Here is a 24,823-nt window from a genome sequence, read left to right on the forward strand (position 1 = left end):
ATGGAAACACAGGCGGATATTGATGGCCTCCCTACCCTATGAACGAAAAAACAGACTGGCCGATCTCGCGCGGCGCTACGGCCGGTTCATGGGCCAGTGGGGGCTGTTCTTCCGTCAGTTCGTGAAGCATCCCGGCATGATCGGCTCGGTCATCCCATCGTCACCGGCGCTTGTCGATGGCATGCTGGCGGATGTCGACTGGCATCGCACGCGCCTGTTTGTGGAATATGGGCCGGGCGTCGGCACCTTCACCCGCACCATCCTGGATCGGCTGCATCCCGATGCGACCTTGCTGGCGATCGACCTCAATCTCGATTTCGCCGCCTATCTCGATAGCCAGATCGATGATCCTCGCTTGCGCACGGTGCATGGTTCCGCCGCCGACGTCGCGCGCTTCATCGCGGAGGCGGGGCATCGTCAGGCCGATTATATCCTGTCGGGCATCCCCTTTTCGACCCTGCCGGCGGGCGTCGGCGAGAAGATTTGCGTCGAAACGCGCAATGCGCTGCGTCCGGGCGGCGCGTTCCTCGTCTATCAATATTCGAACCGGGTGAAGAGCCTGCTCGCCCCGGTGTTCGGCGCGGTGGACGAAAAAACGGAATGGCGCAACATCCCGCCCTGCCGCATGCTCACCGCCGTCAAGTCGCAGGCGCTCGCCCAGGCCGCCTGACCGCCCCGTTCCTGAACGACGCTTTCGCCTACGCGCGCTTTCATGCTAAGGCGCGCGACAAATAATGGCGAGACCGACAATGAACGACCTGACCCAGACCCCGGAAATGCTGATCGCCCTGCTCGGCGCGCGGGCGCGGCTGGCGGGCGCAAAACTGGCGTCCGTGAGCGACGCGCAAAAGGTCGATGCGTTGCGCCGCGCGGCGCAGGCGCTGCGCGATCATGCGCCGGATATTCTCGCTGCCAATGCGCGCGACATGGAAAATGCCGCCGCCGGTGGCCTGTCCCCGGCGATGCTCGACCGGCTGCGGCTGGACGAGGCGCGGGTCGCCGCCACCGCCGACGGAGTGGATCAGGTCGCTGCGCTCGACAATCCCCTCGGCCGTGTGATCGATTCGATCGATCGGCCCAACGGCCTCAAGCTTTCGCGGGTGCGCGTGCCGCTCGGCGTCATCGGCATCATTTATGAAAGCCGCCCCAATGTAACGGCGGATGCGGCGGCGCTCTGCCTGCGCGCGGGCAATGCCGTGATCCTGCGCGGCGGCAGCGAAGCGAAGGAAAGCAATCGCGCGATCCACGCCGCGCTGGTCGAAGGCATCGTCGCCGCCGGTCTGCCCGCCGAAGTGGTGCAGCTCGTTCCCACCACGGATCGCGCGGCGGTCGGCGCCTTGCTCAAGGCGGCGGAGTTTATCGACCTGATCGTGCCGCGCGGGGGCAAGAGCCTCGTCGCGCGGGTGCAGGAGGAGGCGCGCGTGCCCGTGCTCGCGCATCTCGACGGCATCAACCACAGCTATGTCGATGGCGCGGCGGACCCTGCCATGGCGCGGGCGCTGGTCGTCAATGCGAAGATGCGCCGCACCGGCGTCTGCGGCGCGACCGAAACCGTACTGGTGGATCGCGCGTTCGGCGATACCGCCGCGCTGGTCGCGGCTCTGCTCGATGCCGGATGCGAAGTGCGCGGTGACGAAGCCATTGTGGCGGTCGACAGCCGGGTCAAGGCCGCGACCGACGAGGATTGGGACACCGAATATCTCGAAGCCATCGTCTCGATCGCGACGGTCGACGGCGTCGAAGCGGCGATCGACCATATCGCCGCCCATGCGAGCCATCACACCGACGCGATCATCACCGAAGATGCGGGCGTGGCGGAGCGGTTCCTCAATGCCGTGGACAGCGCGATCGTGATGTGGAACGCCTCGACCCAGTTCGCCGATGGCGGCGAGTTCGGGCTGGGCGCGGAGATCGGCATTTCGACCGGCCGCCTCCATGCGCGCGGTCCGGTCGCGCTCGAAGGGCTGACCACTTATAAATGGATCGTGCGCGGCACCGGCCAGGCGCGGCCATAAGGTCCCGATCTTGCCTCACCCGGAAGCGTGAAGGGGAGGGCGATTTACCCCTTCACCACCGCGTCGATCGCCTTCAATTGCGCCAGCATCGGCGCGATCCAGTCGAGCGGCAGCATGACCGGCCCGTCCGATGGCGCATTGTCGGGGTCCTCATGCGCTTCGGCAAAGATCGCCGCGACCCCGGCGGCCACCGCGCTGCGCGCCAACAGCGGCGCAAATTCGCGCTGCCCGCCCGACGCTGAGCCAAGTCCGCCGGGCTGCTGCACCGAATGGGTGGCGTCGAACACCACCGGATAGCCGGTCCGCGCCATTTCCGGCAGCGCGCGCATGTCGCTGACCAATGTGTTGTAGCCGAAACTCGCCCCCCGCTCGGTCAGCAGGATGCGCTCATTCCCGGTCGAGGCGACCTTGCCCGCCACCGCCGCCATATCCCACGGCGCGAGGAATTGGCCCTTCTTGACGTTGACGACCGCGCCCGTCCGCCCCGCCGCCAGCAGCAGGTCGGTCTGGCGGGAAAGGAAGGCGGGGATCTGGAGAATATCGACCGCCTGCGCCACCGCCTCCACCTGCCCCGCTTCATGCACATCGGTCAGCACCGGACAGCCGATCACCGCCTTGACCTCCGCGAGAATGGCGAGGCCCGCATCGATGCCCACGCCCCGCTGCCCGGACACCGATGTCCGGTTCGCCTTGTCGAAGGAGGATTTGAAGATGAAGGGCACGTCCGCCGCCCGCGCGATCCGCGCCAGCGTCTCCGCCGTGCGCAGCGCATGGTCGCGGCTTTCGATCTGGCATGGCCCGCTGATGAGGACGAAGGGCAGGTCGTTGCCGAACGTCACCGGACCCACCGCGACCCGTTTCACAGGGGCGCTCATTTCGGCGCCTTCGCGAAACGCCGCAACAACTGGCCGCGCCACAGCCCCCGGCCCGGATGATAATTCCAGCAGAACCAGCCAAAGGCGAGGCAGGCCAGCAGCGACGGCAGCGCCATCGGGTCGCCATGGGCGCGCATGTGGCGGTAAAAAGTAAAATCCGCGCGCCAGCGGTCGCGTTCCGATCCACCGCCATTGATGCCATAGGCATTGTCATGGCGTCGGCAACCGATGTTTCGGTTGTACTTGCGATGGTCGATGAAATAGCAATAGTCGCGTTCGGATATGGTCATGATCCGATTAGGGCGGGGGCGGTGGAAAAGTTCAAGCGTAAAGTCTTTTACCTGGGTGGTTTCGACCCTCGGGGGGTGCGTTTCTATCATCAGCTCTATCGCGATCAGGCCGCGCGCTTCGGCCCGTTGTCGGGCGAGGCGCTGACTGTCGGCGCGCGCCGTGCCGGCCCCGCCGGTTCTGTCATCTCGACGCAGTGGGATGTGGATAATCCGCAGGCCGGGGTCGAGACCGACTATGAATTTCTCCGCTGGGAGGATCTGGTCGGCAAGGTGTGGATTCGCAATCCGCTGAAGCTCGGCCTGCGCTCCATCGCCACCTATGTCGGCCATGCCCGCTTCATGCAGTTCAAGCGGATGAAGCGCCTGCGGCCGGGGCCGGTGCTGACGATCTGCTACCCGCCTTTCCTCGCGGTCGTCATCCCGCTGCTGCTGGCCCTGCTGCCCGCGCTGCTGTTGTGGATCGTCCTGCCCTTCTGGGCGGCGGCGCTGGCGGGGGTCGCGATCAGCGCCGCACTGTCGGGGCGGTGGCTCAACAAGCTGGTCGTGCCCTGGCTGCTGCGTTTCACCTATTATCATCATACCCTCGCCGCCGGTGGGCCGGGGCCGGATCTGGATGCACGGCTCGATCGGTTCGCAGAGCGGATCGTCGAGGAGATGGACGAACCATGGGACGAAATCCTGTTCCTCACCCATAGCGCCGGCACGATACTGGGCATGTCGGTGATGCGGCGCGTGTTCGAACGCCGCTCAGGTCCACTGCCCGATCGCTTCGCCATGGTGGGCATGGGACAGGTGGTGCCGGTGATCGCGCTGCGCACCGATGCGCGCTGGTATCATGCCGATCTGGCGGCGCTGGCGGACAAGGCGTTCCGCTATGTCGATCTGTCCTTCCCACCGGACGGCGCGGCCTATTTCAACGTCAATCCGCTGCTGCTGTGCGCCAATGCCCACGCCGCGCGGGTCGACATGCTCTCGCCGCGATTCCATTTGTTCTACGAGCCGGAAAATTATCATGGCGGCTGGTCGAACAAATATGAGGCGCATTTCGACTATCTGCGCGTGGGCGACCGCCTGTCGCCGGTGGATTTCGTCAGCCTCACGGCGGGCCGTCGCGCGCTCGATCAGGCCATCGCAGCTTTCAGGACGATCTCATGACCGATCCGCTCTTCACCCCGCCCTATCCGCAACCCACGCGCAACAAGCGCACGATGCTGCGGCGCTTCTTCATCGGCTGGGACAGCTGGATCCACGTCCTGTTCGAAAAAAGCTACACGATGAAGATGGGCGAGGTGCGCGGGCGCGGCCAGCTTATGTATATCGCCAACGAATTGCCGCTGGTCGATCGCATCCTGCGCGGCGGTACGGAATTTCCCAAGCATCGCGAACTGGTGAAGGGGCTTTCGCCGCTGATCGGCAACAGCGTCTTTTCCGCCAATGGCGAGGATTGGGAAAATCAGCGCGCGATGGTCAATCCCGCCTTCGCCCATACCGCGCTGGCGAAGTCCATGCCTTTGATGGTCGGGGCCGCCGATGCGCTGGTCGCGCGGCTGGAGGCGGCGGACCGATCGAAGCGGATCAATATCGATCCGATGATGACGCATGTCGCCGCCGATATCATCTTTCGCACCCTGTTTTCCCAGACGCTCGATACCGAGCGCTCCTTCATCATCCATCGGGCGTTCGGCCGGTTCCAGCGCCTGTCCCACTCTGCCTCGATGCTGGGCCTCTACGGCCTGCCCGGCGGCTGGTTCGAACGGCGCTCGGTGAGGCCAGCGGAGGCGATCCGCAACGTGTTCCGCCCGATCGTGGAGGAACGGTTCGAGGGGTTTCATGCCGGCGAACCCGCCCCGCATCAGGATATCCTCCAGTCGCTGATCGAGGCGAAGCATCCCGAAACCGGCGCGCATTTCACGTTGGCGCAGGTGATGGATCAGGTCGCGACCATCTTCCTCGCCGGGCATGAGACATCGGCCAGCACCATGACTTGGGCGCATTATCTGCTCGCCGAATGCGCCCATATTCAGGATCGCGCACGGGCGGAGGTGATGCAGGTCGCGGGCGACCAGCCACTGACCGCCGCCATGCTCAAGGACATGCCGGTCATCCGCAACATCTTCCGCGAAACGCTGCGGCTGTATCCGCCGCTCGCTTTCTTCCCGCGCGAGGTGCCCTGCCCGATGCAGATGCGCGACAAGGATCTGGTGCCGGGCGCGATGCTGGTGGTCGCGCCCTGGCTGACCCAGCGGAATAAGGATAACTGGGCCTGTCCGCACAGTTTCGATCCCGACCGCTTCGACGACCCCGCCAATGCGGACATGGTGAAACAGGCGTGGTTCCCGTTCAGCCGGGGGCCGCGCGTGTGCGTGGGCGCGGGCTTTGCCCAGCAGGAGGTGATGACCGTGATCGCCACCATGGTGCGCCGCTACCGCATGTCGGTGCCGCGCGGCTGGAAACCGGAGCCAATCAGCCGCCTCACCATCCGCCCGCGCCGGGGCATGACGCTGATGTTCGACCAGATCGGCGAATAGCGCCGCGTCAGGCTTCGGGCACCACATCGACCATGGTGCGAATGCCCTGTCCCGCGCCGCCCACGAACAGTCCGTCGATCGGCGTGACATCGGCGAAGTCGCGGCCCATGGCGACGAACACATGGCCATCGCCGGTGGTGACGCCGTTGGTAGGGTCGAAGCCGATCCAGCCGCGCGCCGGGCCGCACCACAGCATCACCCAGGCGTGCATCGCATCCGCCCCGACCAGCCGGGCGCGGCCGGGCGGCGGATCGGTGCGCAGATAGCCACTGACATAGGCGGCGGGCAGGCCCGCGAGCCGCAGCGCGACGACCATGACATGCGCGAAATCCTGGCACACGCCATGGCGCGCGGCAAAGGCGTCGGCCACCGGGGTGCTCGCATCGGTCGCACCCGGATCATAGGCGAACTCCGCCCTGATCCGCTGCGCCAGCTCCAGCGCCGCCGCCACGACCGGACGCCCGGCGTGCAGGCCCTCGCCGACCCAGCGTTCGATTTCCGGCAGCAGCGGGGCGCGTGGCGAGGCGAACAGATAATGCGCCGGGGCGGCCGGTCCCATCGCCCGGTCGGCGAGGGCGGCTTGCGCGACCGCGCCGATCGTCGGATCGTCGGGCAGCGGCGTGACTGGCGCACCCCCGTCCACGCCCGCGCGGAACCGGCTTTCGATGGTCAGTTGCCGCAACGGGCTGTCGATCACGATCCGCGCGACGTCGACCGGCCAGGCGCTGGGGCGCGACTGCATCAGGGCGGGGGCGGGATCGACCGTCAGCGCATAGTCGGCGGTCCATTGCCCCGGCCAGGGCATCGGCCGCAGCCGCAGATTGAAGCGCGCGAGCCGGATCGGCGAGGCATAGCCCACGATCGTCACATGCCGGACGGAATAGATCATGACAGCAGGTCCGCGCCTTCGCTCTTTTCCTTGCGCACCGGCAGGAAATAGCGCTGGCCGATCGCGTCGGACAGGGCCAGCAGCCGCGCTTCGATATCGGCCAGGCCCGCCATGGTCAGCATGTCGCCGGTCAGCGGCGCGAGCAGCGCGGTCAGCCCACCGGCCAGCCGCTGCGGCTCCTCCGGCATGCCGTCGGTGCGCAGCGTCGGCAGCGCCGCGATATGATCGGCGATCCGTTGCGCCTGATAGGCGATTGCGCGCGGATTATGCGGTTCCAGCGCGACGATATCGCGCACCGGGCCGAGCGACGGGCCGGTCAGATAGCGGTTGCGATAGCTGATCTGGCTGTCGTGCAGGTCGAGCAGCACGGTCAGGTCGTCGGCGCTCGCCCAGTCCGCGCCGAACCGCGCCGTCAGGCGGCAGCCATTGATCGCCCGCTCCATCCGCCGCCCCATATCGTGAAAGCGCCAGCCCTCGCTATGGCCCATATTTTCCGCCGCCAGACCCGACAGCGCCGAAATCCGCTCGATCATGCGCGACGATGCGGCGAGCAGCGAGTCGATGACCTCGCCGTCGAACGCGGGCAGGGGCAGGCGCACCAGCCGCCAGAAGTCGGTCGCCAGCCGATCGCGCAGGCCTTCGCCGATATTGGCGACCACGCCCATCAGCGCGCGCACACTGCCCGGTCGCGCGGCGTCGCCCAGCGCGCGGGCACAGAGCGGCCCGATCCGGCCCACAGTGCCGCCGGTCGCCCCCCACAGCGCCAGCTGGTCGATCAGCCGTTCCATCGTCGGCGATCCGGCGGCGGGACCCAGATCGGCCTCGATCGACCCGCCGACGATGGAGCGGATCAGGCGCAAGGTCATTTCGGCGCGCTCGATATAGCGGCCGAGCCAGTAGAGATTGTCCGCCGCCTTGGCCGGCAGCATCCCGCCGACGCGGCGAATGGCGGGCGCGCTGTCAGGGCGGGACATATCGTCGGCCGCCGCGGGCTGACTGTCCACGACGCACATGTCGGCGGACAGATCGCCCTCGCCCATCAGCGCGGCGCGAATATCGCCATGGGCCGCGAGCCGGGCGAACGCCCCCGGCATGATCCGCCAGCCACCCTGCTCGTCGCGGGCGACAAAGACGCGCAGGGTGAAGGGCAGGGGGGCCAGCCGTCCATCGACGATGGCGGGGGTGGTGGACAAACGCACCACTTCCTGCCCGACATAATCCATCGGGCGGCGGCCGATCGCGTCGATCAGCGCGGCGCGCTGGTCCGGGGCAAGCGCCGATCCGGCCGCGAAATGCGTCTCCGAAAGACCCGTGGCGTCCTGATCGAAGGCCGAACCCACGACCAGATCGTCGATATGCGCCAGTACATGATCGCGCTCCGCCCCCTGCCCGCACCACCATGTCGCGATATTGGGCAGCAGCAGGTCGGCATTCAGCAGCGCTTTGGCGAGTTGCGGCAGGAAGGCGGCGAAGGCGCGCGATTCGATGACGCCCGCGCCCGGCCAGTTGCTCAGCATCAGCCCGCCGCGCGCGCAGGCGTCGAACAGGTCGGGCACGCCGATGCGCGACTTGCCGTCGAAGGCGAGCGGATCGAGGAAGCGGCTGTCCATCCAGCGCCACAGGCCGTCGATCCGCTTCAACCCCTGAATGGTGCGCACGAACAACTGGCCATCGGTGACGATCAGATCCTCGCCCTCGACCAGCAGCAGCCCCAGATAGCGCGCCAGATGCGCCTGTTCGGCATAGCTCTGGTTGAACCGCCCCGGCGTCAGCAGGCCGATGCGCGGTTCGCTCCGCTCGCAATCCGCCGCCAGCCCGCGCCGCAACTCGCTGAAGAAGGGCGCCAGCCGCCGCGTGTTCATCGCCCCCAGCAGATCGCCGGTCGCGCGCGACAGAGCGAGCCGGTTTTCCAGCGCATAGCCGACGCCGACGGGCGTGCGCACCCGATCCGCCAGCACGCGCCATTCGCCGCCCGGCCCCCGCGCCAGATCGGCGGCGTAAAAGTGGAGATAATGGCCATGGGGCGGTGGATTGCCGGTCATCAGCCGCCAATAATGCGGGCTTCCGGTGATGACGGTGGCGGGCAACCGGCCGTCGCGCACCAGTGACTGGTCGCCGTAAATGTCGGCGATCACCCGTTCCAGCAGGTCGGCGCGCTGGACCAGCCCCTGTTCGATCCCGCGCCATTCCGCCGCGCCGATCAGCATCGGGATGGGGCTGAGCGGCCACGGGCGCTCCTGCTCGTCGCCCGTCAGGCGGAACGCCATGCCAAGGTCGATCGCCTGCCGCGCGGCATTGTCGGCCAGCGTCGCCGGGTCGCCCTGCGCCTGCACCGACAGGCGATCCAGCATCCCCCGCCAGCGCGCCGCGAGATCGGGCGCGGCCCCGGCGAACAGGTCGCCCCCTGCCGGCGTGGCTGCGACCCGCGCGAGATACTCGTCCGCCCAAACGGGCGCATCGACCATCGTCAAAGGCTCCGGTGCCGCAAACGCAGGTCGAGCGTCATCGGAAACTCGCTCGGGGCTTCGGGTGGAGGCATATCGACGGGTCCGGGGGTATGGCCATGATCCTGGAACCGCGCCTTGCGCCGCGCTTCCGCTTCGTAGGCGTTGACCGGCACATCATCATAATTGCGCCCGCCCGGATGCGCGACATGATAGACGCAGCCGCCCAGCGACCGCCCGCTCCAGCTATCGAGGATATCGAACGTCAGCGGCGCGTCGGCGGGCAGATTGGGATGCAGGCAGTTGGCCGGCGCCCACGCCTTGTAACGGACGCCGCCCACGCCCTCACCCGGCACGCCCGTCGCCGTCATCGGCACCCGCCGCCCGTTGCAGGTGACGATATGCCGCCCGTCGACCAGCCCGGTGGCGCGCACCTGCAACCGCTCGGTCGAGCTGTCGACATAGCGCACCGTGCCGCCGATCGCGCCGGTTTCGCCCAGCACGTTCCACGGTTCGAGCGCGTGGGAAATCTCCAGCCCCACGCCGCCCGCATTCACCGCGCCATGCACCGGGAAGCGGAACTGCTTCTGCGCCTCGAACCAGTTGGGATCGAAATCATAGCCCGCGCCGCGCAGGTCGGCGAGCACCTCCATGAAATCGGCCCAGACGAAATGGCCGAGGAAAAAGCGGTCGTGCAGCGTCGTGCCCCAACGCACCAGATTGCCCTGCTGCGGCTCCCGCCAGAACCAGGCGGTCAGCGCGCGCAGCAGCAATTGCTGCGCCAGGCTCATCTGTGGGTCTGGCGGCATCTCGAAGCCGCGAAACTCGACGAGGCCGAGCCGCCCGGTCGGGCCATCGGGCGAGAACAGCTTGTCGATACAGATTTCGGTGCGATGGGTGTTGCCGGTGACATCGACCAGCAGGTTGCGGAACAGGCGATCGACCAGCCATGGCGGCGGCAGCGTGTCAGTGCCGTCCGTCACCGGGCCAGATTTCAGGGGGTTGGGCACCTGCGCCAGCGCGATCTCCAGCTCATAGAGGCTGTCGTGCCGCGCTTCATCAATGCGCGGGGCCTGACTGGTCGGGCCGATGAACATGCCCGAAAACAGGTAGCTGAGCGCGGGGTGCCGCTGCCAGTAAAGCACAAAGCTCTTGAGCAAATCGGGTCGACGGATAAAGGGCGAATCATTCACCGTGGCGCCGCCCAGCACCAGATGATTGCCGCCGCCGGTGCCGACCGACCGGCCGTCCACCATGAATTTGTCGGCGGTCATCTCCGTCTCGCGCGCGGCTTCATAGACAGTCTGCGTAATCGCGACCGATTCGGCCCAGCTTTTCGCCGGCTGGACATTCACCTCGACCACGCCGGGATCGGGCGTGACTTTGAGGAGGTGGAGGCGCGGGTCGGCGGGCGGGGTATAGCCTTCGATCCGCACCGGGATGCGCGTTGCTTCCGCCACATGCTCGACCTGCGCGATCAGTTCCAGATAGTCGTCCAGCGTCTTGACCGGCGGAATGAACACGGACAGGAAATTGCCGCGCGGCTCGACCGTCACGGCGGTGCGCACCGCGCCTTCGATAAATTCCTGCTCGACCCGTTCCTGATGCTCGGCCTGCGCCATCTGCGACCGCTCCACGCGCTCCCTTGGGTCGGCCGCCGCACGGTAATCGGGTAAGGGTTCGCGCGGCTCGCTCGGGTCCTGCGCGTGGATATAGGGGAAGTCGGACGGCGGCACATAGGGCAGGGTGCCAAGCGGCAGGCGATAGCCAAGCGCCGAATCGCCCGGCACCGCGAACAGCGCCTTGCGCCGCACCTTCCACACTTCGCTTTGCCAGCGCGGCGCGCGCGCCTCGCTCTGCCAGCGCTGGATCGGCAGCACATAGCCGACCGTCTTGCTCAGGCCGCCCTCGAACGCGCGGACCATGCGCGCGCGCTCTTCGGGATTGTCGAATTTCGGATCGCCGGGATCGGTATTGGCGGGCAATTCCGCCTCCTTGACCGACCAGGCCAGCGCATCCTCATAGACGGGCTGCACGAAATCCGTCTCGACTCCCAGCCCATCGGCGAAGGCATTCAAAAACCGCCCGGCATCCGCTGCCGTCACCGTCGCGTCGCCCACTTCCGGCTCGCCCGCGATCAAGCTGATGTCGCGCCACACCGGCACGCCGTCGGCGCGCCAGAAGATTGAATAACCCCAGCGCGGCAAGCTTTCGCCCGGATACCATTTGCCCTGCCCATGGTGCAGCAGCGCGCCCGGCGCAAAGCGATCGCGCAGCCGCCGGATCAGCCGGTCGGCATAGCCCGCCTTGGTTGGCCCGACCGCGTCGCCATTCCACTCATCGGCCTGCGGATCGTCGGTCGCGACGAAGGTCGGCTCGCCGCCGGTAGTCAGCCGCACGTCCTGCGCGATCAGATCCGCGTCCACCTGCGCCCCCAGCGCGTCGAGCGCCGCCCAGCGGCCTTCGGTGAAGGGCTTGGTGATGCGCACCGCTTCGGCGATGCGGCTGACGCTCATTTCGAAGTTGAAATCGACCTCGGCGGGTTCGGCCATGCCGCTGATCGGCGCGGCGGAGCGATAATGCGGCGTCGCGCACAGCGGGATATGCCCTTCGCCCGCAAACATGCCGCTGGTCGCATCGAGCGCCACCCAGCCCGCGCCCGGCACATAGGCTTCGGCCCATGCGTGCAGGTCGACCACGTCCTGCGTGACGCCTTTGGGACCCTCGATCGGTTCGACATCGGCGACCAGCTGGATCGAATAGCCCGACACGAACCGCGCGGCAAAACCCAGCCGCCGAAGCAATTGCACCAGCAGCCACGCCGAATCGCGGCACGATCCGGTGCCGATATCCAGCGTCTCCTCAGGGCTTTGCACCCCGGTTTCCATGCGGATGACATAGCCGACCCGCTGTTGCAGCTTGCTGTTCACATCGACCAGAAAATCGATCGTCCGGCCCCGGAACGCGGCATGTTCCGCCACCAGCGTCTCGAAACGCGGTCCCTGCATCTCGACGTCGAAATAGGCCGTCAGATCGGTCCTGATCTGCTCGTCATAGGCGAAGGGATAGTTTTCGGCATAGGGTTCGACGAAGAAATCGAACGGATTGATGATGTCGAGGTCGGCGAGCAGATCGACCTCGATCGAAAAGCGATCGACCGGATCGGGAAAGACGATGCGCGCCAGCCAGTTGCCGTGCGGGTCCTGCTGCCAGTTGAGAAAATGGCCCTGTGGCTCGATCTTCAGCGCATAATTGGGCACCTTGGTCCGGCTGTGCGGCGCGGGGCGCAGGCGGATGACCTGTGGTCCCAATCGGATCGGGCGGGAATAGCGATAGGCGGTGAGGTGATGCAGCGCGGCTTTCAGCATGGCGCGATCAGACGCTACCCTTTGCTGCAATGCAATGCCGAATTAGCGGGACGGGTCGATTGTCACTCGGCGGCAACGCTATTTCCCCTCCAGCCGCTGGCTGAAATAGACCATCTGCATCGCCTGCAACCGCGCACCCTGTTCGATGTCGGCGTCCCCAGAATGGCCCCCGGCGGTGTCCTCGTAGAACAGATAGGGCAGGCCATAATCCTTGAGCCGCGCCGCGAATTTGCGCGCATGTTGCGGCCCGACCCTGTCATCCTTGGTCGTCGTCCAGATATAGGGCAGGGGATATTTTACCCCGCGCCGGATATTCGCATAGGGCGAGATCGTCTCCAGAAACGCCTTTTCCTGCGGCACCGACACGCTGCCATATTCATCGACCCACGACGCGCCCGCCGCGATCCGTTCGTAACGGATCATGTCGAGCAGCGGCACCTGAATGACCACCGCGTTCCACAATTCGGGATGCTGGTTGAACTCCACCCCCATCAGCAACCCGCCATTCGACCCGCCATAGATGCCGAACTTCGCCGGGCTGGAGAGTTTGCGCGCGAAAATATCCCGCGCGACGGCGGCGAAATCATCATAGATGATCTGGCGTTTCGTCTTGCGCCCCGCCTCGTGCCAGGCCGGGCCGAACTCGCCGCCGCCCCTTATATTGGCCAGCACGAAGCTGTTGCCGCGTTCCAGCCACAGCTTGCCGGTGATCGCGGGGTAGCTTGGGGTATTGGAAATCTCGAAGCCGCCATAGGCCGTCATGATCGTCGGGGTGGAGCCATCGAGCGGAACATCCTTCCGATGGACGATGAAATAGGGGATTTTGACCCCGTCGCTCGACACCGCCTCGAACTGCTGGACGACAAGGCCGTCAGCATCGAAGCGGGCGGGCGTCGCCTTGACCTGCCGGGGCGCGGGACTGGCGGCATCGACCGACCACAGCGTCGTCGGCGCGAGGAAACCGGAAACCGACAGATAGGCCGTGTCGCTCCGATCGGTCGCGGCGACGGTGGCGATCGTCGCATTGTCGGGCAGGGACAGCGGCGAGGCGCTCCACTTGTCCACGCCCGGCGTCAGGATGATCGCCCGCCCGCGCACATTATCGTTGATCGTCAGGATTACGCGGCTTTTCGTCGCCACCACCCCGTCGATCGACTGGCGCGGACTGGGCGCGAACAGGATGCGCGGTTTCAGCGTCTCGCCCGCTTCCAGCGCGCTCAGCGGCACGCTCGCCAGCGCGCCCTGCGCCACGGTCACGCCGCCGCTGGTCCAGTCCTCGCTGGTGCGGATCAGCACTTGGCCATCGACCATGCCGACGATGCTGCTTTTCGCCGGAAGCGGCAGCTTCTTCACGCCATCGCCTGTCACCAACCCATGTTCGAAGCCGAAAAAGGTGACGCCGCGCTGGATGAAGGCGGCGCGGTGGCCCGCCCCGTCAGACAGGATGAACGGCGCGGACATGAGCTGGTCGTCCGGCGCGCCGCGATAGACTTCGGTCGCCTCGCTCAACGCCTGCCCGCGTTTCAGCCGTTTCACCACGAAGGGATAGCCCGACGCCGTGGTCGTCCCCGCGCCCCAGTCGCGCGCCAGCAGCAATGTGTCCTGATCGATCCACGCGACATCCTGCTTGGACGTCGGAATATCGAAGCCACTATCGACAAACCGCCCGGCGCGCAGATCGAACTCGCGCAGTGCCACCGCATCCTCGCCGCCATCGGACAGATGCACCAGCGCCAGCCGCTCGTCGGGGTCGAGCAGGCTCGCCCCCTTCCACACCCATTTGCGCCCCTCCGCCTTCGACAGCGCGTCGAGATCGAGCACCGTCGTCCAGTTCGGGCTGGCGCTGGCATAGTCCGTCGCGCTGGTGAAGCGCCATATGCCCTGCGGATGATCGGCATCGCGCCAGAAGTTGAAGATGCGCCCGTCGATCAGGCCGGGCATCGCGATCCGGTCCTTCGCCGAGGCGATGGCCAGCGCCTCTGCATGATAGCCCGCATAGCGCGAATCGCCTTGCAACGCCGCGACCGTCGACTTGTTCTCCGTCTCGACCCATTGCATCGCGCGCGGCCCGGTCCAGTCCTCCAGCCAGATGAACGGATCGTCGAGCGGGGCGGGGCCGGGCGCACCCGCGCCGGTCAGCAGGGCAGCGGAAACCAGGGTCAAAATCCTTTTCATCGCTTGGCGCATCCCACGGTGGCCGCAAAAGGGCCGGGTCAGGGCATAAGATGCTGGACCTTGTGCACCGCCGCCCCTATCCTGTCCACATCCCCGGGGAGCCATGAGGCTGAGAGGGGCGGTGCAATTCCGCCCGACCCGCCGAACCTGATCCAGTTGACACTGGCGTAGGGAGGGAGTGGCCCGCCTTGGGAACCCGCTTCCTCTCCGCCCAAGGAGAGAAATGTATGGCCGACGTTCCCGCCCGCACCGAAATGCGCGTTACGACTGGTCCGATCCGTGGCTCGAAGAAGATCCATGTCGGTCCCCTGAACGTCGCGATGCGCGAAATCGCGCTGGAGCCGGGCAGTGGCGAGCCGCCGGTACGGGTCTATGACACGTCCGGCCCCTATACCGATCCCGATGCCCGCATCGACATCATGGCGGGCCTGCCCGCGCTGCGCCGCGACTGGATCATGGGGCGCGGCGATGTCGAGGAATATGATGCCCGCGCGATCAAGCCCGAGGATAATGGCCTCAAGGGTCCCGACCGTTCCGGCGGCGTCGCGCAATTCCCCCACGCGAACCGCCGCCCGCTGCGCGCGAAGGCCGGTGCGAACGTCTCCCAGATGCACTATGCCCGGCGCGGCATCATCACGCCGGAGATGGAATATGTCGCCGAGCGCGAGAATCTCGGCCGTGCCCGGCTCGCCGATTATGCCCGCGACGGCGAAAGCTTCGGCGCGGCGATCCCCGATTATGTAACGCCCGAATTCGTCCGTGACGAGGTCGCGCGCGGCCGCGCCATCATCCCCAACAATATCAACCATCCCGAATCCGAACCGATGGCGATCGGCCGCAATTTCCTGGTCAAGATCAACGCCAATATCGGCAACAGCGCGGTTGCCTCCAACGTCGCGTCCGAAGTCGACAAGCTGGTCTGGTCGATCCGCTGGGGCGCGGACACGGTGATGGACCTCAGCACAGGCCGCAACATTCACGACACCCGCGAATGGATCATTCGCAACAGCCCCGTGCCGATCGGCACCGTGCCTATCTATCAGGCGCTCGAAAAGGTCGGTGGCGTCGCCGAGGACCTGACCTGGGAGATTTTCCGCGACACGCTGATCGAGCAGGCGGAGCAGGGCGTCGATTATTTCACCATCCATGCGGGCGTGCGCTTGGGCTATATCCCGATGGCGGCCAAGCGCGTCACCGGCATCGTTTCGCGCGGCGGATCGATCATGGCGAAATGGTGCCTCGCCCATCACAAGGAAAGCTTCCTCTACGAGCGGTTCGACGAGATCACCGAGATCATGAAGGCGTATGACATCGCCTATTCGCTGGGTGATGGCCTGCGCCCCGGCAGCATCGCCGACGCCAATGACGAAGCGCAGTTCAGCGAACTCTACACGCTGGGCGAACTCACCCACCGCGCCTGGAAACAGGATGTGCAGGTGATGATAGAAGGCCCCGGCCATGTGCCGATGCACAAGATCAAGCAGAATATGGAAAAGCAGCTCGAAGTCTGCGGCGAAGCGCCCTTCTACACATTGGGGCCGCTCACCACCGACATCGCGCCGGGTTACGACCATATCACCAGCGGCATCGGCGCGGCGATGATCGGCTGGTATGGCACGGCGATGCTTTGCTACGTCACGCCCAAGGAGCATCTGGGCCTGCCCGACCGCGACGATGTGAAGGTCGGCGTCGTCACCTACAAGCTCGCCGCCCACGCCGCCGATCTCGCCAAGGGCCACCCGGCCGCACAGGTCCGCGACAATGCGCTCAGCAAGGCGCGCTTCGAATTCCGTTGGCGCGACCAGTTCAACCTGTCGCTCGACCCCGACACGGCGGAGGAGTTTCACGACCAGACGCTCCCGGCCGAAGGCGCAAAGACCGCGCATTTCTGTTCGATGTGCGGTCCCAAATTCTGTTCGATGCAGATCAGTCAGGAAGTCCGCGACTTCGCGACCAAACAGAATCAGGGCGTCGAAGGCTTCATCGCCACCGGGCCGACAGGTGCGGAAACCGCAGCGGCAAGCAAGGCCGCGGCGCTAAAAGGCATGGAAGAAATGAGCGCCATGTTCAAGGCGAAGGGCAGCGAGTTGTATATGGGCGCTGGCGGGCGGGAGCATGATTGAGAGGGCGAGACGAAGGTGAGAATGACGTCGGATTCGCAACGTGGTGGGACGTGACTTAGGTCTCGGCGGCGGAAATCTATGTGTTGCTAGATGATCTGGTTGCAGCCCTGAAGAGATATTGGGGTGTCCAGCGCGTCTCGGTCACCTTGCTCCGGCTGGTCCTCAATCCCCTTCCAAAATAGGATTTCCTCTGCTCCATACTCTCCGATGGAACAGCAGCCCTCCGATCCCCCATCTGTCCTGCCGCCCGTGCCACTCGCGCAGGCTCCGGCCGACCGCACGCACTGGACGCCTGCCCGGCAGCGGCTCTTTCTCGTCGCGCTGCTCGAAACCGGCAGCGTCGCGCAGGCGGCGCGCGTGGCCGGCATGTCGCGATCCAGCGCGCATCGGCTGCGCCAGCGGCTCGCGGGCACGCCGTTTGACCGCAGCTGGGATCGGGCGCTGGCGCTCCATGCCCGGCGTCTCGCCGACCCCTTCGGTCCCGATCCCGCCGCCCCGCAGGCGCGCCGATGATGCGTCCCTGTCGCCATCCGTCGCCTCGCGCCCGCGCCAATGTCGCGCCCGCGTCGCTCCAATGTCGCCCCGGCGTCGCCCCCATGGCGCGCACCTGTCGCGTCCCGGTGGCCTTACCGGCGCAACTGGGCCGAATTGTGCCTCGCAGACCCGACGACGGTGTGAACTTCGCCTCCGCCCCGCCGTCCGTCAGCGCTCCACCGGCGGCGCGCGGGCCATTTACCCGCTCTTCATGCCCGCTTGTTACAGTCCGGCAATCGTTCAGACATGGCAGGGGATCGGTGCATGCAAAATGTCATCCCGGATTCATCGAAGCAGATTTTTCGCGATATCTATCCGCATCGCCCGGCGCGGATCGCCCATGGTTTTGCCGATCATCCGCTGCTGACGCTGGACGCGCTCGCCGCCCTGGCCGCGCGGATGCGGCCCGACACGCTGGAGCATAATGCCGCGATCGACGTGCCGCTGGGCACGCCGACGACGAAGTTGCCGCCCAATGGCCTCACGACGCTTCAAACGATCGAGCGGATCGAAAGCTGCGGCTCCTGGGTGCTGCTGCGCGAAATCGAGCAGGATCCGGCCTATGCCGCGCTGATGGCCGATGTGCTGGGCGAGGTGCGGCCCATCATCGAAGCGCGCACCGGGCGCATGCACAAGCTGCGCGCCTTCGTTTTCATTTCCTCACCGCATGCGGTGACGCAGCCGCATTTCGACCCGGAATATAATATTCTGTTTCAGGCGCATGGCCGCAAGACGGTGACCCTGTTCCCCACCGCCGATGAACAGATTGTCGGCCAGCGCTTTTTCGAAAGCTATTTTGCCGGTGGCCAGCGCTATCTGCCGTGGCGCGAGGAGCATGGGCTGCGCGGGCAGGCGATTGCGATCGAACCGGGCGAATCGATCTTCGTGCCCCTGTTCGCCCCCCATCATGTGAAGGTGCATGCGGATGTGTCGGTCTCGCTATCGCTGACATGGTGTAGCGCATGGAGCTTCGCCGCGATCGACGCGCATAAATTCAACGCCCGGCTCCGTCGCCTGGGCCTCTCGCCCGCCGCGCCCCGGATGTTCCCGGCCGGCAACCGGATCAAGGCGCTGGGTGAACGCGCCGCCGAACGGCTGGAGCGGATGGCGGCCCGTTAAGCGGCCGGTGCGTCTATCCTTCCGCAGCCGCCGTCGACAGCCCGAGGACGGGAACGCCGATCGAGCGTCGTCCTCCGAAATCGGTGCGCGCGACGATAACGCCGAGCTTTTCCATATAATCGATCAGCCGCCGCACCCGGCCGGGCGAGCTTGTCCCATAGGCGCGGGCCAGCACGGCGTCATCGGGGCAGGCCGCTCCCGTCATCGCCGCCCGGGCGATCAGCAGGAAGGGCGCGAGCATGTCTTCGGGCAAAGGCGCGGCGGCGCGCATCGCATCGTCCCAGCGCGGATCGGCCGAATCGCTCATCCCCGCCATCGCCATCGCCAGCCGCTTGCGGAAGGCGGGCAGATCGAGCGGTGCGGCGCGCAACCCCTTCATCCGGCAGCGCACGGTGAAATCCTGATACAGCGTCGCCGGATTGGCGGGCATCTCGCCCAGATCGGCGACGATCGCTTCCAGCACCGCGATCACCACTGGCTCATTCTGGCCGAAGTCGAGTTCCGGGGCGGCGGGCTTGGCGCGCGGCGCGGCGGCGAGCCGCTGCATCACCGTCTCCGCGGGCACCGGCGCGGGTTCGGGCCGGGGCGGGGCGGGGCGCGCGTCGTCCATGGCGGGCGCGAACAGCAGTTCCGCGAAGTCTCCGGTCGCCGCCACCGGCGGCGGCATCAGCTTGTGGGTCCCGCCGCGCGTGCCCGTCTGTACGGCGCCGATCTTCACCGCCACCGGGCGGCGGGCGATGGCCGGTCCAAGCCCCAGAAAGCGCCCGCGTTCCAGATCGCGAATCTGTTCGGCCTGCCGCCGCTCCATGCCCAGCAGATCGGCCGCCCGCGCCATATCGATGTCGAGGAAGGTGCGCCCCATCAGGAAATTGGACGCTTCGGCCGCGACATTCTTGGCGAGCTTGGCCAGCCGCTGGGTGGCGATGACGCCGGCCAGCCCGCGCTTGCGCCCCCGGCACATCAGGTTGGTCATGGCCGCGAGGCTCAGGCGCCGGGCTTCGTCGGACACTTCGCCCGCCGATACCGGGGCGAACATCTGCGCTTCGTCCACCACCACGATCGCGGGATACCAGTGGTCGCGCGGCGCGTCGAACAGGGCGGACAGGAACGTCGCGGCGCATTTCATCTGCGCCTCCAGTTCCAGCGATTCGAGGCTCAACACCACCGACGCGCGATGCTCGCGAATGCGGCTCGCCATCCGCGCAATGTCGCGCTCATTATGGTCCCCCGCCTCGATCACGACATGGCCATGCGCGTCCGCCAGCGTCACGAAATCGCCCTCGGGATCGATCACTACCTGCTGCACCAGCGGGGCGCTTTCTTCCAGCAGACGGCGCAGCAGATGCGACTTGCCCGACCCGCTATTGCCCTGCACCAGCAGGCGGGTCGCGAGCAGTTCTTCCACGTCGATGGTCACGGCCTTGCCCGCGCCATCCGTGCCTATGGTGATGCTGGCTGTCACGGAAGGGTCTTTGGCCCAAGCGGCCCATGCAGCGCAAGCGGCTTGAAGGCTCAGGCCCGCGAATCGGCCGGTCGCGCGATGCGCTTGCCCTTGGTCCGACTGGTCAGATGATAATGGTGGCAGCGGTCGCAGCGATAATAGCGGAGGATGATCGCCGCCGCAGCAATGGCCGCAAGCGCTTCCTCGTCGGTGAGAAAGCGGCGCTTACGGGCGCAGATGCTCAGTCTCGTTCGCATGAAGAGAGTTATAGAGTGCGGGACGGCCAGCAGTCCATGGCCGCCCCGAACCCTCAACCCTCGCAAGCGGGGGGTGACTGACGGAAAACGGAGCGAACCATCAGGCTCGCCCCGTTTCCTTAAACCTTGACGATCAGAACTTCGCGACCACACCCGCCATCGGACGGATGGAATGGAAATTGCCATCGGTGTCGGCCTGAACGCGCAGGCGGATGTTGCTGCTGGCGGCCGAACCGCCCATGTCAGCGGGCGACAGTTCGACGCCCGCGCCATAGTTCATACCATGATAGTCGCGGCTGTTGGGGCCGAGCGCGTCGAAATTGACCCAGCGATATCCGACCTTGCCGAAGATCATGCTGTCCTTGCCGGCTTTCACGCCGACGCGCCCAGCCGCGCCATATTCCCAGTCGATATCGCCCGAAACGCCCTTGGCCGCATTGCCTTCGACGCCGAGTACGATCGGGCCGGCGACATTGACGTTCACGCCGGCGACGCCTTCGACCATGCGGCCCTTGTAGCCGACTGGCGGAATGCCCGACTTGCTGGTCTCGCTGTCGAAATTATGGATGCCGCCGAGGACGCCGACATAGGGTTCGATGCGGCGTGTCGATGCAGTGTCGTCCTGCGCCATGGCGGCGGCGGGAATCAGGCACGCGGCAGCGACCGCTGTGAGAAACAGTGTATTCATGGGATCAACCCTTTATCTGATCATGTGGAAAGCAAGCCGGGGTGTGGACCCTCCGGCGTCCCGGAGCGGCTGCAAGCGGCTCCACCCGGACAACAGACTTAATGATCAGGGGCGACAGAAGGTTTCCTGAACGAGAGATAAAAGCGCGGAAAATAGCCATTATGTGATGGAAAAGGCACGGTTCCTGTCGGATGGATGAACGGAGTGTCCGGTTCCTGAACCACGGATAAACACTGTCGATTCCGTCATTCATTCACAACCAATTCAAGCTGCGCGCGTTATGCTGTCATCAGATATTGGCCTCATATATTGAACAAGGAGACAGGCGATGACGTGGGCTGGACAGAAGTTCCTGGCTGCGCTGGGTCTGGCGGGCGCGTTGGCGCTTGGCGGCTGCGCCTATGATGACGGCTATGGCTATGGCGGCGTGAGCGTCGGCACCGGCTATTATGGCGGTGGCGGCTATTATGACGATTATTACGGCTATGGCCCGAGCGCTTATGGCGGCTGGTATGACGGCTATTATTATCCAGGCAGTGGCTACTATGTCTATGATCGCGGTGGCGCGCGTCGCCGCTGGGATGACGGACAACGCCGCTATTGGGAAAGTCGCAGGCCCGCGTGGCGCGTCGATCAGCGCGGACGCCCTGGCAACGGCAATGATGGCCGGGACCGTGGACAGTGGCGCAACGGTGATCGCGGACAGTGGCAAGGCGATCGTGGCCAGTCGCGCGGTGACGGGCGCGGCGACCGCGGGCAATGGCAGCGTGGCGACCGCAGTGGTCAGGCACAGCCTGAGCCGCGCGCTAATCCCAACCCTTGGGCCGGAAGGGAGCGCCGGGGCGATGCGCCAGCGGTTCAGGGCGGCGGAAGAGCTGCTCCGGCCTGGCGTCGGGGCCGTGCCGATTGATGCGGCTGGACACGCGGTCCGTCATACTGGCGGGAATATTGATACTCGGTGCTTGTGACGGCCGCGAGGAAAGCGCGTTGGACAACCTCGCTAACGGGGCCAACGCGACGCAGGTGGATAACAGCCTGCGCGCCGAGGCGCAGGCGGTGATGGAGCCGCTCGAACCGCCGGCGCCAGGCACGCCGGGCGGACTTCCGTCTGGCTCTCGGATAGCGGAAGGGAAAATCGATCCCAAATCGGCGGAAGGCGCGGCGCAAGTCGTGGAGGGCTATTATGGCCTGCTGGAGCATAAGCGCTATGACGACGCGCAGGATCTGTGGCTGGACGACAGCCCCGAGGGATCACAGGATGACGCGCATTTCGCGTTGCGCTTCCGTGGCTTCAGCGAAATTCACGCCCATATCGGCGCGCCGCGCGATCCGGAGGGCGCGGCCGGTTCCAGCTATGTGACGGTGCCGGTGCAGGTCTACGGGCGGCTCGCTGCGAATGGCAAACCCTGGTATCGCCTGCGGCAAGTCACGCTTCGCCGCGTGAACGATGTGCCGGGGTCCAGCGCGGCGGAGCGGCGCTGGCATATCGCCTCGATCCGCCCCTATGAACCCTTGCCGCAGGATGAAGGCGCGGCAGGCAATGCGGCGGAACCGGACAATGCCGTTTCCGCCGCCGATGCAACGGTCAGGCCACGGTCGCCTTGACAATCTTGCCGGGGGTACGCGGCGGCTCGCCCTTGGGCAGCGCGTCGACATGCTCCATGCCGGACGTCACTTCGCCCCAGACGGTATACTGGCCGTCGAGGAAGGTGGCGTCGTCGAAACAGATGAAGAACTGGCTGTTGGCGCTGTTGGGGTTGGACGAGCGCGCCATCGAGCAGACGCCGCGCACATGCGGTTCGCGGCTGAACTCCGCCTTAATGTCGGGCAGCTTGGAGCCGCCCATGCCGGTGCCGGTGGGGTCGCCACCCTGCGCCATGAAGCCGGGGATGACACGGTGGAACACGACGCCGTCATAAAAGCCGTCCTTGGCGAGCGTGGAGATCCGCTCGACATGGCCGGGCGCGAGGTCGGGACGCAGCTTGATAACGACGTCGCCGCCGCTGTCGAGGCTAAGGGTCAGGGTTTCGTCAGCCATGGGAATCCTCTCTGGTCGGAAAGCAGATATGCGCGCTCCATATAGAGGCTTGGGAAAGCGATGGAAGCGCTTCCAAGCCCATTGCAATTATATTGTGCATGAGCGAAAGCGTCACCATGCTTCAGGAACCCGACAGTTGGACGCGCAATGACCGAGCGCGCCGATATGGCCCAGCAGCGGCCGGATATCGAGGATAGCGAAGCGCTGATCCTTGACGCGGCGGAGTCGCGCCATGACGAGGATGACCGGCTGAAACATGCCTTCGTCACGGCCGTGCTCGACGCGGTCGAGGATGGCGAGACCGACAAGGCGCGCGATCTGGTCGCGCCGCTCCATCCCGCCGACATCGCCGATCTGCTGGAACTGACCCCCGGCGACCGGCGTGGCGCAGTGGCGGCGGCGCTGGGCGATCTGGTCGGCGCGGAAGTCCTGTCCGAACTTAATGATTATGTCCGTGAGGACCTGATCGGCGCGCTGAACCCCCAGCAGGTGGCAGGGTTCGCCGCCGAACTCGACACCGACGACGCCGTCGCCATCATCGAGGATATGGAGGAGGCCGACCAGCAGGCGGTTCTCGACGCGCTGGACCCGGCCGATCGCGCCGCGATCGAAAGCGCGCTCGGCTACCCGGAGGAATCCGCCGGTCGCCTGATGCAGCGCGATCTGGTCGCGGTGCCCGAACATATGACCGTTGGCCAGGTTATCGATTATCTGCGCGACAGCCGCGACCTCACCAATGATTTCTGGGAAATCTATGTTGTCGACGCCCTGCACAAGCCGATCGGCTATTGCCAGCTAAGCTGGATTCTGACCTGTCCGCGCTCCATCGCCATGGCCGATCTGATGAAGCGCGAACAGACGCTGATTCCGGTCGATATGGATCAGGAGGAAGTGGCGCTGCGCTTCCAGAAATATGCGCTGATTTCCGCCGCTGTGGTTGATGGCGACGGGCGGCTGGTGGGCATGATTACGGTCGATGACGTCGTCCACATCATTTCCGAGGAAGCGGGCGAGGATATTCTCCGCCTGTCGGGTGCGGGCGAAGGCGACATCAACGAACCGATCCGGATGACGGTGCGCGCGCGGTTGATTTGGTTAGTCGTGAATCTCGGCACCGCCATGCTGGCTGCTGGCGTCGTGGGTCTGTTCGAGGGGACGATCGCGAAATACGCGCTGCTTGCCGCGCTCATGGGTATCGTGTCGGGCATGGGAGGAAATGCAGGCACGCAGACGCTGGCCGTCGTCGTGCGCGCCCTTGCGACCAATCAGCTGACCAGTTCCAATACGTTGCGCATGATCGGCCGCGAATTCAAGATCGCGGCGGCGAACGGCGCCTCGCTCGGTCTATTGATCGGGGCGGGTTCTTACTTTCTTTACGGACGCGCCGACCTGGCGATAGTTTTCGGTTCAGCCATTCTCATCAATAATCTGGTGGCGGGATTGTCGGGCGTACTCATCCCCATCGCGCTGGAACGCAATAATGTCGATCCGGCGGTGTCGTCCGCCGTATTCGTGACTATGATGACCGACTGTTGCGGATTTTTCAGCTTTCTTGGACTCGCGGCCCTTTTCCTGCACTAAGTTCAGGCGCGGCCAATTGAACCGGGGGCTTGTCCTGCCCAGATAGGGTGTGATGCCGCTGCATATGACCAAGATCGCGTTTCAGAGCGAAAGCCCCGCATCGCTGCGCGCCTGGTTGGAAAGCCATGAGGGCGAGGCGCGTCTCACCACGCGCTATCTGCCCAAGCGGGTGGCGGAGATGACGGGCGGATCGCTCTACTGGATTCACGGCCACCGTCTTGTCGGCCGCAGCCCGATACTGGGTTTTGAAGAGACGGGGCAGGGCCGTCACTGGATCAGGCTGGAACCCGTGCTGATAGCGGTGCGCGCCAAGCCCAAGCGCGCCCATCAGGGCTGGCGCTATCTGGAGGCGGCCGACGCGCCGCCCGACCTTGGCGAGAACGAGGTGGACGATATCGACGCGATGCCGCCCCGTCTGCTCGGCGAACTGGCGAAGCTCGGGCTGGTTTAACCGGAGG

The 24,823-nt window shown here is 65.8% G+C and carries 21 protein-coding genes and 1 riboswitch; of the genes, 11 read left to right on the forward strand and 10 right to left on the reverse strand.

The window, feature by feature from the left end:
• The first annotated feature begins 22 nt into the window (after positions 1 to 22).
• Positions 23 to 670 carry a class I SAM-dependent methyltransferase gene (locus tag ACODSN_RS06625; RefSeq protein WP_489054076.1) on the forward strand — a complete coding sequence of 216 codons (648 nt, stop codon included), beginning with the start codon at positions 23 to 25 and terminating at the stop codon, positions 668 to 670.
• Positions 671 to 749: 79 nt separating this feature from the next.
• The gene (locus ACODSN_RS06630; protein WP_489054138.1) at positions 750 to 2,015 is read left to right on the forward strand and encodes a glutamate-5-semialdehyde dehydrogenase; all 1,266 of its coding nucleotides are present in this window, start codon (positions 750 to 752) and stop codon (positions 2,013 to 2,015) included.
• 44 nt (positions 2,016 to 2,059) lie between these two features.
• On the opposite strand, the gene kdsA is transcribed toward ACODSN_RS06630, so the two are convergent.
• A complete protein-coding gene (kdsA, locus tag ACODSN_RS06635) occupies positions 2,060 to 2,890 on the reverse strand; it encodes a 3-deoxy-8-phosphooctulonate synthase (RefSeq protein WP_489054078.1) in 831 nt (276 codons plus the stop codon).
• Positions 2,887 to 3,180 carry a hypothetical protein gene (locus ACODSN_RS06640; protein ID WP_489054079.1) on the reverse strand — a complete coding sequence of 98 codons (294 nt, stop codon included), beginning with the start codon at positions 3,178 to 3,180 and terminating at the stop codon, positions 2,887 to 2,889. The genes kdsA and ACODSN_RS06640 overlap by 4 nt, the downstream gene beginning before the upstream one ends.
• A gap of 21 nt (positions 3,181 to 3,201) precedes the next feature.
• Between ACODSN_RS06640 and ACODSN_RS06645 the strand changes: the two genes are divergently transcribed.
• A complete protein-coding gene (locus ACODSN_RS06645) occupies positions 3,202 to 4,335 on the forward strand; it encodes a hypothetical protein (protein ID WP_489054081.1) in 1,134 nt (377 codons plus the stop codon).
• A complete protein-coding gene (locus ACODSN_RS06650; RefSeq protein WP_489054082.1) occupies positions 4,332 to 5,708 on the forward strand; it encodes a cytochrome P450 in 1,377 nt (458 codons plus the stop codon). Before ACODSN_RS06645 ends, ACODSN_RS06650 begins: the two co-directional genes overlap by 4 nt.
• A gap of 7 nt (positions 5,709 to 5,715) precedes the next feature.
• Here ACODSN_RS06650 and ACODSN_RS06655 read toward each other — a convergent pair whose 3' ends face one another.
• The 4 genes from ACODSN_RS06655 to ACODSN_RS06670 all read right to left on the reverse strand — a co-directional run bounded on the left by ACODSN_RS06655 (position 5,716) and on the right by ACODSN_RS06670 (position 14,584).
• Entirely contained in the window at positions 5,716 to 6,597 is an 882-nt protein-coding gene (locus tag ACODSN_RS06655; RefSeq protein ID WP_489054084.1) for a transglutaminase family protein, read from the reverse strand.
• The gene (locus ACODSN_RS06660) at positions 6,594 to 9,062 is read right to left on the reverse strand and encodes a circularly permuted type 2 ATP-grasp protein (RefSeq protein ID WP_489054086.1); all 2,469 of its coding nucleotides are present in this window, start codon (positions 9,060 to 9,062) and stop codon (positions 6,594 to 6,596) included. Before ACODSN_RS06660 ends, ACODSN_RS06655 begins: the two co-directional genes overlap by 4 nt.
• Before the next feature lie 2 nt (positions 9,063 to 9,064).
• Positions 9,065 to 12,409, reverse strand: coding sequence for a transglutaminase family protein (locus tag ACODSN_RS06665; RefSeq protein ID WP_489054087.1), 3,345 nt, complete (start codon positions 12,407 to 12,409; stop codon positions 9,065 to 9,067).
• Positions 12,410 to 12,487: 78 nt separating this feature from the next.
• Positions 12,488 to 14,584 carry a prolyl oligopeptidase family serine peptidase gene (locus tag ACODSN_RS06670; RefSeq protein ID WP_489054089.1) on the reverse strand — a complete coding sequence of 699 codons (2,097 nt, stop codon included), beginning with the start codon at positions 14,582 to 14,584 and terminating at the stop codon, positions 12,488 to 12,490.
• Positions 14,585 to 14,668: 84 nt separating this feature from the next.
• Positions 14,669 to 14,775, forward strand: a riboswitch (TPP riboswitch).
• A gap of 36 nt (positions 14,776 to 14,811) precedes the next feature.
• Between ACODSN_RS06670 and thiC the strand changes: the two genes are divergently transcribed.
• From thiC to ACODSN_RS06685, 3 genes are all read left to right on the forward strand, one after another.
• Positions 14,812 to 16,707 carry a phosphomethylpyrimidine synthase ThiC gene (gene thiC / locus ACODSN_RS06675; RefSeq protein ID WP_489054090.1) on the forward strand — a complete coding sequence of 632 codons (1,896 nt, stop codon included), beginning with the start codon at positions 14,812 to 14,814 and terminating at the stop codon, positions 16,705 to 16,707.
• 207 nt (positions 16,708 to 16,914) lie between these two features.
• Positions 16,915 to 17,220: a LysR family transcriptional regulator gene (locus ACODSN_RS06680; RefSeq protein ID WP_489054091.1), complete on the forward strand. Its 306-nt coding sequence runs from the start codon at positions 16,915 to 16,917 to the stop codon at positions 17,218 to 17,220.
• A gap of 285 nt (positions 17,221 to 17,505) precedes the next feature.
• On the forward strand, positions 17,506 to 18,360 hold the full coding sequence (locus ACODSN_RS06685) for a cupin-like domain-containing protein (protein WP_489054092.1): 855 nt from the start codon (positions 17,506 to 17,508) through the stop codon (positions 18,358 to 18,360).
• A gap of 13 nt (positions 18,361 to 18,373) precedes the next feature.
• Here the strand turns inward: ACODSN_RS06685 and ACODSN_RS06690 are convergent, their stop codons facing one another.
• The 3 genes from ACODSN_RS06690 to ACODSN_RS06700 all read right to left on the reverse strand — a co-directional run bounded on the left by ACODSN_RS06690 (position 18,374) and on the right by ACODSN_RS06700 (position 20,746).
• A complete protein-coding gene (locus ACODSN_RS06690) occupies positions 18,374 to 19,822 on the reverse strand; it encodes a helicase HerA domain-containing protein (protein WP_489054094.1) in 1,449 nt (482 codons plus the stop codon).
• 50 nt (positions 19,823 to 19,872) lie between these two features.
• On the reverse strand, positions 19,873 to 20,058 hold the full coding sequence (locus ACODSN_RS06695) for a hypothetical protein (protein WP_489054096.1): 186 nt from the start codon (positions 20,056 to 20,058) through the stop codon (positions 19,873 to 19,875).
• Positions 20,059 to 20,191: 133 nt separating this feature from the next.
• The gene (locus ACODSN_RS06700; RefSeq protein ID WP_489054097.1) at positions 20,192 to 20,746 is read right to left on the reverse strand and encodes an outer membrane beta-barrel protein; all 555 of its coding nucleotides are present in this window, start codon (positions 20,744 to 20,746) and stop codon (positions 20,192 to 20,194) included.
• Between the two features lie 328 nt (positions 20,747 to 21,074).
• Here ACODSN_RS06700 and ACODSN_RS06705 point away from each other — a divergent pair, with 328 nt between their 5' ends.
• Positions 21,075 to 21,656 (forward strand): hypothetical protein, encoded by a 582-nt coding sequence (locus ACODSN_RS06705; RefSeq protein WP_489054098.1) that lies wholly within the window; start codon positions 21,075 to 21,077, stop codon positions 21,654 to 21,656.
• The gene (locus ACODSN_RS06710) at positions 21,656 to 22,351 is read left to right on the forward strand and encodes a hypothetical protein (protein WP_489054099.1); all 696 of its coding nucleotides are present in this window, start codon (positions 21,656 to 21,658) and stop codon (positions 22,349 to 22,351) included. Before ACODSN_RS06705 ends, ACODSN_RS06710 begins: the two co-directional genes overlap by 1 nt.
• On the opposite strand, the gene ACODSN_RS06715 is transcribed toward ACODSN_RS06710, so the two are convergent.
• Positions 22,332 to 22,784, reverse strand: a complete 453-nt coding sequence (locus ACODSN_RS06715) for a peptidylprolyl isomerase (protein WP_489054100.1) — start codon at positions 22,782 to 22,784, stop codon at positions 22,332 to 22,334. The genes ACODSN_RS06710 and ACODSN_RS06715 overlap by 20 nt on opposite strands.
• A 147-nt stretch (positions 22,785 to 22,931) precedes the next feature.
• Here ACODSN_RS06715 and mgtE point away from each other — a divergent pair, with 147 nt between their 5' ends.
• Together mgtE and ACODSN_RS06725 are read left to right on the forward strand one after the other, a co-directional pair.
• Complete coding sequence (mgtE, locus tag ACODSN_RS06720; protein WP_489054101.1) at positions 22,932 to 24,365, forward strand: magnesium transporter; 1,434 nt, start codon at positions 22,932 to 22,934, stop codon at positions 24,363 to 24,365.
• A gap of 52 nt (positions 24,366 to 24,417) precedes the next feature.
• A complete protein-coding gene (locus ACODSN_RS06725) occupies positions 24,418 to 24,816 on the forward strand; it encodes a DUF1489 family protein (RefSeq protein WP_489054103.1) in 399 nt (132 codons plus the stop codon).
• Positions 24,817 to 24,823 lie beyond the last annotated feature (7 nt).

It is taken from the genome of Sphingobium sp. FG11 (assembly GCF_057809915.1).